Source organism: Stenotrophomonas sp. STEN009 (assembly GCF_056760395.1).
In genome coordinates this window covers 1-13489 of the sequence record NZ_JBRRES010000022.1, presented here as the reverse complement: position 1 = coordinate 13489, position 13489 = coordinate 1, and the positions used below count along the sequence as shown (strand labels likewise).

At 65.3% G+C, this 13489-nt stretch carries 10 protein-coding genes; 7 read left to right on the top strand and 3 right to left on the bottom strand.

Annotated elements, in window-relative coordinates:
• Positions 1-226 precede the first annotated feature (226 nt).
• Positions 227-637: a hypothetical protein gene (locus ACVOMM_RS11605; RefSeq protein WP_227255205.1), complete on the top strand. Its 411-nt coding sequence runs from the start codon at positions 227-229 to the stop codon at positions 635-637.
• A gap of 39 nt (positions 638-676) precedes the next feature.
• On the opposite strand, the gene ACVOMM_RS11600 is transcribed toward ACVOMM_RS11605, so the two are convergent.
• From ACVOMM_RS11600 to ACVOMM_RS11590, 3 genes are all read right to left on the bottom strand, one after another.
• Positions 677-2257 (bottom strand): MASE1 domain-containing protein, encoded by a 1581-nt coding sequence (locus tag ACVOMM_RS11600; protein WP_481526271.1) that lies wholly within the window; start codon positions 2255-2257, stop codon positions 677-679.
• Positions 2258-2451: 194 nt separating this feature from the next.
• A complete protein-coding gene (locus ACVOMM_RS11595; protein ID WP_164152733.1) occupies positions 2452-4053 on the bottom strand; it encodes an MASE1 domain-containing protein in 1602 nt (533 codons plus the stop codon).
• A 98-nt stretch (positions 4054-4151) separates the two neighbouring features.
• Positions 4152-5429 (bottom strand): NAD(P)/FAD-dependent oxidoreductase, encoded by a 1278-nt coding sequence (locus tag ACVOMM_RS11590; protein WP_065176207.1) that lies wholly within the window; start codon positions 5427-5429, stop codon positions 4152-4154.
• 161 nt (positions 5430-5590) lie between these two features.
• Here ACVOMM_RS11590 and ACVOMM_RS11585 point away from each other — a divergent pair, with 161 nt between their 5' ends.
• The 6 genes from ACVOMM_RS11585 to ACVOMM_RS11560 all read left to right on the top strand — a co-directional run bounded on the left by ACVOMM_RS11585 (position 5591) and on the right by ACVOMM_RS11560 (position 13358).
• Positions 5591-6352, top strand: coding sequence for a gamma-glutamyl-gamma-aminobutyrate hydrolase family protein (locus ACVOMM_RS11585; protein ID WP_065176208.1), 762 nt, complete (start codon positions 5591-5593; stop codon positions 6350-6352).
• Positions 6349-7746: a glutamine synthetase family protein gene (locus tag ACVOMM_RS11580; protein ID WP_053516570.1), complete on the top strand. Its 1398-nt coding sequence runs from the start codon at positions 6349-6351 to the stop codon at positions 7744-7746. The genes ACVOMM_RS11585 and ACVOMM_RS11580 overlap by 4 nt, the downstream gene beginning before the upstream one ends.
• Positions 7747-7838: 92 nt before the next feature.
• On the top strand, positions 7839-8948 hold the full coding sequence (locus ACVOMM_RS11575) for a polyamine ABC transporter substrate-binding protein (protein WP_065176209.1): 1110 nt from the start codon (positions 7839-7841) through the stop codon (positions 8946-8948).
• A gap of 149 nt (positions 8949-9097) precedes the next feature.
• Positions 9098-10264, top strand: coding sequence for an HlyD family secretion protein (locus ACVOMM_RS11570; RefSeq protein ID WP_481526270.1), 1167 nt, complete (start codon positions 9098-9100; stop codon positions 10262-10264).
• Positions 10261-11817 carry a DHA2 family efflux MFS transporter permease subunit gene (locus tag ACVOMM_RS11565; RefSeq protein ID WP_053516574.1) on the top strand — a complete coding sequence of 519 codons (1557 nt, stop codon included), beginning with the start codon at positions 10261-10263 and terminating at the stop codon, positions 11815-11817. The genes ACVOMM_RS11570 and ACVOMM_RS11565 overlap by 4 nt, the downstream gene beginning before the upstream one ends.
• Positions 11817-13358: an efflux transporter outer membrane subunit gene (locus ACVOMM_RS11560; protein ID WP_065181217.1), complete on the top strand. Its 1542-nt coding sequence runs from the start codon at positions 11817-11819 to the stop codon at positions 13356-13358. The genes ACVOMM_RS11565 and ACVOMM_RS11560 overlap by 1 nt, the downstream gene beginning before the upstream one ends.
• The last annotated feature ends 131 nt before the right edge of the window (positions 13359-13489 follow it).

Below are 13489 nucleotides of genomic sequence, written 5' to 3'. Positions count from 1 at the left end.
CGGAGTGGCGGAAGTTCTGCTCGTGGCGCTGGTGCTGGATGATGGTTATGCTGGCTGCGCCACCCTGCCGGCGGCCTGAGGTTGACTCCGTCCGGCTGAGGCAGCCCGCAAGCGAGGCCGAGAGCCCATCCAGTCATGGGGTGGCGAAGTGAGTTTGCCTGGCGTTGTCCAACCGAACACGGGGGTGAGTGTGAATTTCTCTGGTCTGCGTTTTTTGATGCCTGCAATGACTCTGTTGTCTGCACCTGCCGTCGCCGAGGCGGCATGCTGCCCGAGTGACGACAACGGAACACATATGGCTCAGGCGGGGCTTGGTGAGTCCCGTCCAGCAGCGACGAATCTGAGTGCAGATCCGAACTGGCTGGTGTATGGGTTCGAGCGTGAGGGAATCAACTATTATCAGGTGAATGACCTCTCCGGACAGGTCCTGCTGATAATCGGCAAGGTTGACACCACGTTCTGGACGCTCCCGGCCGGCAAAAGTCCGATTACCGTGTCATTGCCGTCGCAGCGGCTGGCATTGCCGGAAAAGTCCCAGCGGCATGTGGTACTCAGGCAAGCCGAGTTCTCGCTGGTCGTCTATGGTGCTGGTAGCAACGCAACGTGGGCGATCGAACTGCCGGCTACGAGTCGCTGAAGCATGATCTTTTCCTTGATCGAGGCGGATGAGTGAGAGTCAGGTGATGTCGGCGCGAGCAATCCACGCTGCATGCGTGCTGCCGTGGGTTGCACCCGTGGCCGTTTCCTGCAGTAGCACTCTTACGCGGTTTTGACGTGTCTGCACTTTACCGCCATAGGCCAGTGCACGTGAACTCAGGCGCTCGACGATCAGTTTTGCGGTTTCCAGCGACAAGTGGCGATCTCTGTCCAACAGAGATGCACTGATCAGGATGCCCTGTTGACCATGCAGGCTGCCGCAGCGTGCTTGGATCTGGATCTGCCCCCGTTCGTGTTTGAGCAGCAGTGCGACCGTTTCGGTAAGGGTTCGATAGGCAGCAAGCTGCAGTGCAATGCTCAGCCTGCAGGGGTCGCCCGTCATGCGGGGGAGCGCAACCCTGCTGGTCCGGTCCCAGTTTTCGCTGATGCCGCTGACCTGCAGGGCAACATACAACCCGACCTGCTCGACTTCGGTTGGATACACCAGGCTTGTGAGTTCACGGAACTGGCGTGAATGTGTCGTCGAGGTGTGCAGCAGATCCATTGCAGGTGCATGGTGTCCGTGCATTTTCAGAAGATCGGCAGTCTGGTTCAGTGATTTCTCGACGCCGTCTGCGATCTTCCTGAGATCAAGCGCCCGCTGCCTCAGATCGAGTTCGCTGGCCATATGAGCAGTTCTCGAAAGTCTGGCCGTCTGACTCCCATCCAGATCATGGCGCGCATGCTGATGATAGTGCTGAGTGATGCGGGAACCGAGTAGAAGAAGCGCCGTCCCTGCGACGGCAATGAGCTGCTGCATCATGAATGTTCGCTGGTCGAACGAACCAGGCAGTCCTGATGCTGGTGTTGTCATTGCAATCATTATGTTCAACAGCGGAACACCCACAGCTGCTCCTCGCCAGCCATGGATGCAGGTCAAGGCAACAACCGGCAAAGCCATCACCAGTTGCAGGGATGTCTTGGTGGCATCTGGGAGCTCGACACCCGAGGCCATGAATGCGCCCAGTGATATCAGTAGTGTCAATGCGGCTACGGTAGGCGCGTGCTTCCAAAACTTCCACTCGTACAGTGACCGGCGCCGGATCCAGAGCAGTGCGAGTGGGGCGACAGTCAGTATTGCGATGTAATCACCGAGCACGAAGCGGACAGCTCGTGTCGCAAATGGCACGGAAGACGGGTTCTCGGAGAGTAGGTGGGCCAAGCCCAGTTTCAATGCGGTGGCGATGAGCGCGGCGGAAACCGCCATCGAGAGAAGCCAGCCCTCCGTTGTCGCGGTCATGAATCTGCGATGCGCCCGCACGACCAAGGCTACCGCTGGCATGAGGAACACGGAGCCCAGGATCACCCAAGCCAGCCCATACTTCCCGATGAGTGGATATCGCATCTGGGCAAAGTAAGCATATTCGCCAAGCAGCAGATAGGGCCAGAGGCGGGGAGGGCAGAGCAGCAGCGCAGCGACCCGTATGCCTGCCGGCAGGTAAAACTGGTCGAGCGAGACCTGACGAGCGGCCCAGCACGTGACGGCGTACATCCCAGCGATGAAAAGTCCGATGGGGCGTATCCGGAAGCTCAGCTCGACATCGTTCTTCCACCAGTTCAATCCCAAGCCTCCCTTGCTCGTACCATGGTGGCGTTCCATCCACTCTGGACGTCTACACCTCTGGCGACAGTATCGGCAGATTCCCGCCTACGCAATCGGATCTCTTCTTCGTTACCTGGCTCTTTGCCGCCGACACCAGTTCAGCACTGCTGCGAATTAGTGACATCCATCGCGCTTTGGCTGGCAATTCTATGTCAGGTTGCAGATTGCCGACCTTGGTCGAACGGCCACGGCGCATCTGGACAGTGTGCTGCCAGAGGGGCCTGCGGATAGGTGGCCAGCCCATCCAGCAAGGCGATCCGGATCCTGTTTTTCTGAACATCGACGACCCCGGAATAGGCGACGATCCGGCCCAATAGCTGTGAACGGACCAGTTCCTGAGTCTGTTGCGAAAGCGCATGGTGAGGATCGACAAGAGCGGCGGAAATCAGTACTCCGTGCATCTGTCTGAAGACGCCGCACCTGATGCGCACGGAGATCTGACCGGGCTCATACCTGAGCAGCAACGATACGGCCTCCACCACGGTCCGGTATGCGGCCAGCTGCAGATCCACTCCCAACTGACATGGGTCGCCCGTCAGCCGGGGCTGCGTAACCCGGTGCGTATTGTCCCATGCCTCCCGCACGCCACCTGCACGAAGAGCGACGTAAAGCCCGAGACGCTCCAGGGCGGATGGGTAGATCATGCTCGCCTGCGCGCGGAATTGGCGCGAATGGACTTCTGATGTGTGTTTCAGGCTGTTGGCGACAGCGTGGTGCCCTTGCGCGTGCAGCCAGTTCACCATCTCGTTGAGCGACAGGTCCATCCCCTCGCCCAGCCTGCGCAGGTGCGCCGCTCGCTCTCGCAGATCCATTTCGCTGGCCATGTGCGTACTGCGGGCCAGTTTCATCGAGTTTCTGCCGTCTTCCTCACGCAGCCGATGCTGGCTCTGGAAATGCGTGATGCGCGCACCCAGCAGCAACAGGGCGACGCTGGCGATGGCCATGGCCTGCTGGGTGGCAAAGGTCGCCTGATCGAATGATGCGGGGTGGTCAGAAGGGGTGCTCAGACCAAGAATCATGTTCACTGCGGCGACACCGACGGCCGCCCCGCGCCATCCCAGCAGGCAGGTCAGGGCGATTGCGGGAATAGGCAGGATCAACAACAACTGCAGCGAGCCAGGGGCCGTGATCGAGGCGGGTACCGGCGTCGCCTGCAGGCCAATGACCAGCATGGCTACTAGTGCTCCGACTGTGGCCGCAACGGACCGGGGTGTCCATTGTTCCTCGGCGCGACGGATCCAGAGCAGCGCGAGTGGCGCCAGGATGAGGATCCCAGTGAAGTCGCCCAGCGCATAGCGCATTACGTTGGTGATAAACGACGCGTTATGCAGCGGCTCCCAGAGCAGGTACGAGATTCCGAGGTTGAGCAGGCTGATGATCGTCGCGGCACAGACCGCGATCGAGATCACGCCGAGGACCGTGGTGCGCGCAAGCAACTTCCGGTGCATGCGTACGATCAGCATCACTGCCGGCATGAGAAATGCCGAGGCCAGAAGCACCCATGCCAACCCGTATTTTTCGAGCAGCGGAATCCGCAGATGGGCGAAGTAGGCGTACTCGCCCAGCAACAGGTAAGGCCACAGGCGCGGTGGACAGAGCAGCAAGGCGGCCACACGCACACCTGCCGGCAGGTAGAACTGGTCTACCGAAAGTTTGCGCGTGGCCACGCAGGCGACGGCATAGATGAGCATCAGCACCAGTCCCTGGGGACTGATCCGGATGTTCACCGGTAGACCTTCCTTCCACCACTGCATCCACGTGCTCCCCCTGCTCCTGTGCAGATTATGCAAACAATCGGTGTGAAGGGATCAAGTCGCGCTGCCGTGGAGTCCCGTCAAGGGCGCTGATATCGTCACCACAACGCATCCCGCAGCCTGTACCACGACATCGCAGCCACCAGCAGCGGCATGCGCAGCAGGCGCCCGCCCGGGAACGGCGCGTGCTTCAGGCGCTGGAACACGTCGAGGCGCTCGCTCTGGCCGGCGATTGCCGCGGCGATCACGTCACCCGCAAGGCCGGCTGCCGCCACGCCGTGGCCGGAGAATCCCTGCGCGAAGTACAGATTGCCGTCCAGCCGTCCCCAATGCGGGGCGCGGTTGCGGGTGATGTCGACATAGCCGCCCCAGACCTGATCGAGAGCGACGTCGGCCAGCTGCGGAAAAACCGCGTGCATGCGTCGCTGCATCACTCCGCGCAGCCCGGGCGGCGGTAGCGCCGAGTAGCTGGCGCGGCCCCCGAACAGCAGACGGTGGTCGTGGCTCAGGCGGAAATAGTCCAGCGCCCAGGCAGTGTCTGCTACTGCCATGTCATTACGGATCAGGGCGCGGGCCCGTTCTGGGCCGAGGCACGCACTGGCACCGATATAGGTGCCTACCGGCATGATGCGGTGCTCCAGCGCTGGCAGCAGGCCCTGCAGCCAGGCATTGCCGGCGATCACCAGATGCGCGGCGCTGACGCTGCCGTGCGCGGTGTGCAGGGCCGGGCGGGGCCCGCGCTGCACGCGGGTAACCGCAGAGTTCTCATGGATGACCACCCCGGCCGCGCGCGCTGCGTCGGCCAGGCCGCGCGCATACGCCAGGGGGTGCAGGTGCGCGCTGAGTGGATCGAACATGGCCGCGCGATAGCGCGGGCTGTCCAGCTGCCCACGCAGTGTCTGCCGGTCCCACCACTGCATCGGGTAATCGTAATGCTGTTGCAGGTGCTCGCAGTGGGCACGCAGCTCGCGCTCGTGGCGGGCACGGATGGCGACGCTGGCGTGGCCCTCACGCCAATGGCAGTCGATGCCGTAGCGGTCGATGCGGGTGCGCATGGCCTGCACGGCGTCACGTGACCAGTCGAACAGATGGCGGGCATCGTCCCGGCCCAGCTGCCGTTCCAGTTCGTCCACCTCGCAGCCATAGCCCACCAGCGCCTGGCCACCGTTGCGACCGGACGCGCCCCAGCCGATCCGGTGGGCGTCCAGCAGGACCACGTGCTGGCCGCGTGAGGCCAGTTCCAGCGCCGCCGTCAGGCCCGTGTAGCCTGCACCGAGCACTGCGACATCGGCCTGCACGTCGCCCTGCAACGGAGGCAGGGCGGCCGGCTCCGGCAGGCTGGCGGCATACCAGCTGGCTGGAAAGGCGGACGTCACTGCGGGCCTCGCGGGCGCAGGGTGGGAAGACGGGGCGGAGGAGGTTGATCGGCGTTCACGCCCCCAGTTTCGCCGATACTTGGCACCTCGCGCGTGATGGCGACGACTTGCCGCACTCGTGCACCTGCGGGTAACGTGTCTGCACGCCAAGGAGTTTCCCCATGCGTCGCCTGCCCTGGGTGGGCCTGCCCACCGACAGTACGGTGCTTGGCCATCATCGCTTTGCGGTGGCCGGCGAGAAGTATGTCCGCGCCCTGGCCGAGGCAGCAGAGGTCACGCCGCTGGTGCTGCCCAGCCTGCAGCCGCCGCTGCCGGCGCGCGATTGGCTGCAGGGCCTCGACGGTCTGCTGCTGACCGGTGCGGTCAGCAACATCGAGCCGCAGCATTACGACGGTGGCCGCAGCTGGCCCGGCAATGCGCATGATCCTGCGCGCGATGCCAATGCCTTCGCACTGCTGGACGAGGCGCTGGCGATGGACCTGCCGGTGCTGGCGATCTGCCGTGGTTTCCAGGAATTGAACGTCGCCCTGGGAGGCAGCCTGCATCCACAGGTCCATCGGGTACCCGGGCTGGCCGATCATCGCGAAGATCCGCAGGCACCCGTGGACGTGCAGTACGGGCCGTCCCACGCGGTCACACTGGTGGCGGATGGGTGGCTGGCGGACTGGCACGGCGAGGGGAGGGTGCAGGTCAATTCGGTGCACGGCCAGGGCATTGCCCGCCTGGCCAGCGGCCTGCAGGTCGAGGCCCGCGCCGATGACGGGCTGGTCGAGGCGGCACGCAGCCCGCGCCACCGCTTCGTGCTCGGCGTACAGTGGCACCCGGAGTGGCGCGTCATGCAGGCGCCGTTCTATCACGCTATTTTCCGTGCGTTCGGCCAAGCTTGCCGGCAGCATCAACAGAACCAACTGGATTCCCGATGAGTTCCCGAACGCGCCCGCGCAAGACGGCAACGCCCCCCGCACCGCAGGAGAGCAGCCTGCTGCGCTGGCTGAAGGAGCGGCGTATCACCGAAGTCGAATGCCTGGTGCCCGACATCACCGGCAACGCGCGCGGCAAGATCATTCCCGCCGACAAGTTCTCGCACGACTATGGTACCCGCCTGCCCGAGGGCATCTTCGCGACGACGGTGACCGGCGAGTTTCCGGATGACTACTACGAACTGACCTCGCCGTCGGACTCGGACATGATGCTGCGCCCGGATCCGGATACCGTGCGCATGGTGCCGTGGGCCGCCGATGCCACCGCGCAGATCATCCATGACTGCTACACCAAGAATGGCGAGCCGCATGAGCTGGCGCCGCGCAATGTGCTGCGTCGCGTGCTGGCGGCCTACGCCGAGCTGGGCCTGCGCCCGGTGGTGGCGCCGGAACTGGAGTTCTTCCTGGTGCAGAAGAACACCGACCCGGATTTCCCGCTGCTGCCACCTGCCGGTCGCTCCGGTCGCCCGGAAACAGCGCGGCAGTCGTATTCGATCGATGCGGTCAACGAGTTCGACCCCATCCTCGACCTGATGTACGACTACGCCGATGCCATGAAGCTGGACGTGGACACGCTGATCCACGAATCCGGCGCGGCACAGCTGGAAGTCAACTTCACCCACGCCGATGCGATGGATCTGGCCGACCAGGTTTTCCTGTTCAAGCGCACCATGCGCGAGGCGGCGATGCGCCACGGCGTGTACGCCACTTTCCTGGCCAAGCCGATGGAGAACGAACCGGGCAGCGCCATGCACATCCACCAGAGCCTGGTGCGGGTGAGCGATGGCAGCAACGTGTTCGCCGGTGAGACCGATGCCGAAGGCGAGTTCAGCCCGGTGTTCGGCCATTATCTTGGGGGGCTGCAGAAGTATGCGCCGCAGGCGATGGCGTTCTTCGCGCCGAACGTCAATTCCTATCGCCGGCTGGTGTTCGGCGAGGTGTCGCCGAGCAACGTGCACTGGGGCTTCGACAACCGCACCTGCGGCCTGCGCGTGCCGCTGGATACACCGGAGAACATGCGGGTGGAGAGCCGATTCGCGGGCTCCGACGCCAATCCCTACCTGGCGATGGCCGCCACCCTGGCCTGTGGCCTGCTCGGCATCCGCGAGCGGCTGGCGCCGGATGCGCCGGTCACCGGCAGCGCCAAGGAGCTGGGCTACGACCTGCCGCGCTCGCTGGGCGAAGCGCTGGACGGGCTTGAGCGCTGCGGCGAACTGCAGGCGCTGCTGGGCGAGCGCTTCTGCCGGGCCTACATCTCGGTCAAGCGCAAGGAGTACGAGACCTTCTTCCGTGTCATCAGCTCGTGGGAGCGCGAGTTCCTGCTGCTGAACGTGTGAAAGCGTGGAATAGAAAAATCCGCCGCCGGGGGGTAGGCTGGCATCCGTCGCCGGCCCGAGCCGGCCCCCCTCCCCGCATTCTGGAGCACCCGATGAAGCTGCGTATCCTCACGCTCGGCCTGGCCTCCGCCATGCTCGCCGCCTGTGGCGGTGGCAACGGTGGCAGTCAGGACAGCCAGGTCCTGAACGTCTACAACTACAGCGATTACATTGCCGAGGACACCATCCCGACCTTCGAGAAGGAAACCGGGATCAAGGTGACCTACGACGTGTTCGACAGCGATGAGATGGTCGAGACCAAGCTGCTGGCCGGCAACAGCGGCTACGACGTGGTGGTGCCGACGCTGAACTTCTTCGGCCGGCAGATCCAGGCGGGCGTGTTCCTGCCGCTGGACAAGAGCAAGATCCCGAACCTGGCCAATCTGGACCCGGCGGTGATGAAGCGCATCGCCACCCAGGATCCGGACAACCGCTACGGCGTGCCGTACATGGTCGGCACCACCGGCATCGGCTACAACGTGGACATGCTGAAGGAGCGTTTCGGCGGCAGCACCGACATCGCCAACAGCTGGGACCTGGTGTTCAAGCCGGAGAACATCAGCAAGATGAAGGACTGCGGCGTGACCATCCTGGACACGCCGGCTGACATGATCCCGATCGCACTGCACTATCTGGGCCTGGACCCGCACAGCGGCGATCCGGCCGAGCTGCAGAAGGCGGCCGACCTGTTGAAGTCGATCCGCCCGTACGTGCAGAACTTCCACTCCTCGCAGTACGTCGGTTCGCTGGCCAACGGCGGCACCTGCCTGGTGGTCGGCTGGTCGGGTGACATCATCCAGGCCCGCGACCGCGCCGAGGAGGCCAGCAACGGCGTGCATGTCGCCTATTCGATTCCGAAGGAAGGCGCACCGCAGTGGTTCGACATGCTGGCGATCCCGAAGGACGCCAAGCATCCGGAAGCCGCTTACAAGTTCATCAATTACCTGCTGGAGCCGAAGGTCGCTGCGGCCAATACCAACTTCATCCACTACGCCAACCCGGTGCCGACCGCGACTCCGCTGGTGGACGAGGCGATCCGTACCGACCCGACCATCTACCCGCCGGCCGATGTGGCCGCGAAGATGTTCACCTATTCGATCAACACCCCGGAGACGGACAAGCTGTACACCCGTCTGTGGACCGAGGTGAAGACCGGCAGGTGAGATGACGGTGGCGCCGGGCCATGCCCGGCGGATGCGGGCAGACGTCAGCGCACAGGAAACGGAGGCCAATGGCCTCCGTTTTTTTTTCACCTTGCCTCCGCATCGCTTCCCCTACCGTCCCGTATGGCACCGACCACCGCCTTCAGACAATGACCGAACAGCCCCAGCGCGCCGACGCCGCCCCTGACGAAACGCCTTCCACCGAGGACAAGCCCTCGCCGCTGAAGAACCCCAAGGTGCGCTGGACGCTGGCCATCATCGGCGTCGTCGTGGTCATCGCCCTGGTTGCCTGGCTGATCTACCACCTGCTGGTCGGCCGCTACCTGCAGGACACCAACAACGCCTATCTGCAGGCCGACGCTGTCGCGGTCGCTCCGCGCATCAACGGTTACGTCACCGAAGTGCTGGTGCAGGACAACCAGTGGGTCAAGGCTGGCGAACCGCTGCTGCGCATCGACCCGCGCACCTACCGTGCCACGCTGGACCAGGCCGAGGCCGTGATCGCCGTGCGCGAAGCCGACATCGCCGCTGCCGCCGCTGGGGTGCAGGGCCAGCAGTCCAGCCTGCTGCAGGCACGGACCCAGCTCACCGCGGCCGCCGCCTCGCTGCGTTTCGGCCGGTCAGAGCTGGCGCGCTTCACCCCGCTGGCGGCCAGTGGTGCCGACACCCATGAACACGTCGAAAGCCTGCGCCACGATGTCGAGCGCGCCCAGGCCCAGTACGACGCGGCCAAGGCACAGATCCAGGGCGCGCAGAGCCAGATCGAAGCCAGCCAGGCCCAGCTCGAGCAGGCCCAGGCCGGACTGAAGCAGGCGCAGGCCGACGCTGCGCAGGCCAGAGTGGCGTTTGAGGACACCGAGCTGCGCGCGCGCATCGACGGCCGTGTCGGCAACAAGACCGTGCAGGTTGGCCAGTTTGTTGCTGCCGGTACCCGCACCATGACCATCGTGCCGGTTGCTTCGCTGTACCTCGTTGCCAACTTCAAGGAAACCCAGGTGGGCCTGATGCGCGCCGGCCAGGCGGCCGAAATCAAGGTCGATGCGTTGCCAGGCACCCCATTGCGCGGCACGGTGGAGAGCATTTCGCCGGGTACCGGCTCGCAGTTCGCGCTGCTGCCGCCACAGAACGCCACCGGCAACTTCACCAAGGTCGTGCAGCGCGTGCCGGTGCGCATCCGGGTGGACGCAGGTGCCGAAGCACGCAAGGTGCTGGTGCCGGGCATGTCGGTGGAAGTGACCGTCGATACCCGCAATGCAAAGGATGCGCGCGAGCGCACCCAGGACGAGGCCGAGGCCATGGCCGCGCCGGCGCAATGAACGCCACCCGTGCCCACGCAGCACCTGTCGCCGGAGGCAAGGCGGATGCCGCGGCCTGGCTGGCCGTGGCGGCCGGCACCATCGGTTCGTTCATGGCTACGCTGGACATCTCCATCGTCAACGCTGCGTTGCCCACCATTCAGGGCGAAGTGGGTGCCAGCGGCACCGAAGGCACCTGGATCTCCACAGCCTTCCTTGTCTCGGAAATCGTGATGATTCCGCTGACCGGCTGGTTCGTGCGCACGCTGGGCCTGCGCACTTTCCTGCTGATCTGCGCCACGCTGTTCACTGCGTTCTCGGTGATGTGCGGCCTGGCCGATTCGTTGCCGATGATGATCGCCGGACGGGTAGGGCAGGGTTTTGCCGGTGGTGCGCTGATCCCGACCGCGCTGACCATCGTCGGCACGCGGCTGCCGCCGAAGCAGCAGCCGCTGGGCACGGCGCTGTTCGGCATGACCGTCATCCTGGGCCCGGTGATCGGCCCCTTGCTGGGCGGCTGGTTGACCGAGAACGTCAGCTGGCACTACGCGTTCTTCATCAACGTGCCGATCTGCGCCGGCCTGGTTGCCCTGCTGCTGCTCGGCCTTCCGCATGAAACGTCTGATTGGGGTGGGCTGCTGCGCGCAGACTGGCTGGGCATCGTCGGTATGACCGCCGGCCTGTCCGCGCTTACCGTGGTGCTGGAAGACGGCCAGCGCGAGCGCTGGTTCGAATCGACGATGATCGTGGTTCTCAGCATCGTCTCGGTGCTGGGCTTCGCGCTGCTCGCGCTTTCGCAGTTCACCAGCAAGGCGCCGGTCATCCGCCTCAACATCCTGTTCCAGCGCAGTTTCGGCGCAGTGTTCGTGATGGTGATGGCGGTGGGCATGATCCTGTTCGGGGTCATGTACATGATCCCGCAGTTCCTGGCGATCATCGCCGGCTACAACACCGAGCAGGCCGGCTATGTGCTGCTGCTGGCCGGCCTGCCGACCATCCTGCTGATGCCGTTGATGCCGAAGATGCTGGAAACGGTCGACGTACGCATCATGGTGTTCGGCGGCATGCTGTGCTTCGCCGCTGCCTGCTTCGTCAATCTGGGGCTGACTCCGGACAGCATCGGCCCGCACTTCGTCATAGGCCAGCTGCTGCAGGGCTGTGGGCTGGCGCTGGCAATGATGGCGCTGAACCAGGCGGCCATCACCTCGGTGCCGCGCGAGTACACCAGCGATGCATCCGGCCTGTTCAACGCCGCGCGCAATCTCGGTGGCTCGATCGGGCTGGCCATCATTTCCACCTTCCAGGAACGCCGCACCACCCTGCACATCGATGCGATCGGCAGCAGCGTTACCGCAAACTCGACCATCGCCCAGGACGCGCTGCATGCCTACGGCCAGCAGCTGGGCGACGCCACCCAGGCGATGGCCGTGCTGGCGCAGACGGTGCAGATGCAGGCGATGGTGATGGCCTACAACGACCTGTTCTGGATCTTCGGCCTGATCGTGGTGGCCACCCTGCCGCTGGTCTTCCTGCTCAAGCCCCTGCCCAAGGGCGTTCCATTGGCGATGCACTGATGACTTCGACGACCTTGCCCGTTTCCCCCCTTCTGCGCCGGCTGTGCCCGGCCACCCTGCCGCTGCTGCTGGCGGGCTGCATGGTGGGGCCGGATTACGTGAAACCGGACGTGGCCACGGTCGCTACCGCGCAGGCGCAGCTCCCACGCGCGGCGCAGGCCGGCGTGCAGCCCGCCAGCCCGCCCAGCCAGTGGTGGCGCGCGCTCAACGATCCGCTGCTGGACCAGCTGGTGGACGAAGCGCTGCGCAACAGCCCCAACCTGCGCGCCGCCCAGGCCAAGCTGCTGGCCTCGCGCGCGCTGCAGCGCCAGCGCCGCGCCGAGCAGCTGCCCAGCGTGGGCGCGGCGGCGGGCTACGCCAACATCAAGGCACCGGATTCGCTGGAAAACAGCGTGCGCGGTCTGGGCGAGAACATCGCCGGCGTGGCCGAGGCCAACGGCCGTCCGCAGGAGGCGGCGCAGCTGCGCCAGCAGTTCGCCGATATCGATCTGGACACCGAGCTGTACGTGGCGGGCTTCGACGCCAGTTGGGAACTGGACCTGTTCGGCCGCCGACGCCGCGCGGCCGAGCAGGCCGCCGCCGAAGCCGAGGCCAACGCCGCAGCACTGGCCGATGCGCAGGTGCAGCTTGCCGCGGAACTGACCCAGGTCTACCTCGGCTACCGCAGCAGCCGCGAGCGTATCGCCCTGGCCGAGCACAACCTCCGAGCCGCCGATGAAAGCCTGCAGCTGACCCGTCAGCGTCGCCAACGCGGTGCGGATTCGGACCTGCAGGTGGAGCGCGCGCAGGCCCAGCTGCAACAGCAGCAGGCTGCGCTGCCGCCGCTACAGGCACAGGCCGACGAAGCCCGAGATGTGCTGGCCCTGATGGTAGGCCGCGAGCCGGGGGCGCTGGATGCGCGGTTGGCGGCAGACCAGCCGCTGCCGGTGCTGCCGGCCAGCGTCCCGGTGGACGATGCGGGCGCGTTGATCCAGCGCCGGCCGGATGTGCGCAAGGCTGAGCGCGAGCTGGCGGCATCCTCGGCGCAGATCGGCCAGGCGATCTCAGCATATTTTCCGCAGGTGACCCTGCTGGGCAGCATCGGCGCGGGCGCCACATCGGTTTCCGACCTGGGGCGGGATTCAGCCGCCACCATCGTCGCCCCGTTCCTGCGCTGGTCGCTGTTCGACTTCGGCGTGAACAAGGCCCGTGTGGCCCAGGCTCGGGCCGGCAATGAGGCCCGGTTGGCGGCCTACGAGGGCACGGTGCTGGCTGCACTGCAGGATGCCAACACCGCGTTGGCGCGCTTCGGTGCGGCCCGGCAGCAACTGCAGGCCAGTGTCCGCGCCGAGGCTTCGGCGGACCGTTCGCTGGCGTTGATGAGCCAGCGTCGACAGGCGGGTGCCACCTCGCAGATCGATCTGCTGGACGTACAGCGCCAGCGGCTGCAGGCGCAGGATGCCGCCGCCCAGGCGCGGCTGCAGTTGCTGGTGCGGTATGTGGCGCTGCAGAAGAGCCTGGGGCTGGGCTGGCAGGAGGCGCCGCCGGTGGCTGTTCGCTGATCCTCTCCGCCCGGGGGCGGCCGCCCCCCCCCCCCCCCCCCCGGCCCCGGGCCTCTACAGATCCGCGGTCGAGCGTGGGCTCGGCTCTACAAAAGCTGGAATCCGTTCAGGTTTCGCCCGAGGGCATAAGG

What these genes read in the sequence shown, in the direction of transcription:
- ACVOMM_RS11585 (WP_065176208.1), top strand. Translation starts at nt 5,591, where the DNA reads ATGCGTCGCCTGCCCTGGGTGGGCCTGCCCACCGACAGTACGGTGCTT.
- ACVOMM_RS11565 (WP_053516574.1), top strand. Translation starts at nt 10,261, where the DNA reads ATGAACGCCACCCGTGCCCACGCAGCACCTGTCGCCGGAGGCAAGGCG.
- ACVOMM_RS11570 (WP_481526270.1), top strand. Translation starts at nt 9,098, where the DNA reads ATGACCGAACAGCCCCAGCGCGCCGACGCCGCCCCTGACGAAACGCCT.
- ACVOMM_RS11560 (WP_065181217.1), top strand. Translation starts at nt 11,817, where the DNA reads ATGACTTCGACGACCTTGCCCGTTTCCCCCCTTCTGCGCCGGCTGTGC.
- ACVOMM_RS11595 (WP_164152733.1), bottom strand. Translation starts at nt 4,053, where the DNA reads ATGCAGTGGTGGAAGGAAGGTCTACCGGTGAACATCCGGATCAGTCCC.
- ACVOMM_RS11575 (WP_065176209.1), top strand. Translation starts at nt 7,839, where the DNA reads ATGAAGCTGCGTATCCTCACGCTCGGCCTGGCCTCCGCCATGCTCGCC.
- ACVOMM_RS11580 (WP_053516570.1), top strand. Translation starts at nt 6,349, where the DNA reads ATGAGTTCCCGAACGCGCCCGCGCAAGACGGCAACGCCCCCCGCACCG.
- ACVOMM_RS11605 (WP_227255205.1), top strand. Translation starts at nt 227, where the DNA reads ATGACTCTGTTGTCTGCACCTGCCGTCGCCGAGGCGGCATGCTGCCCG.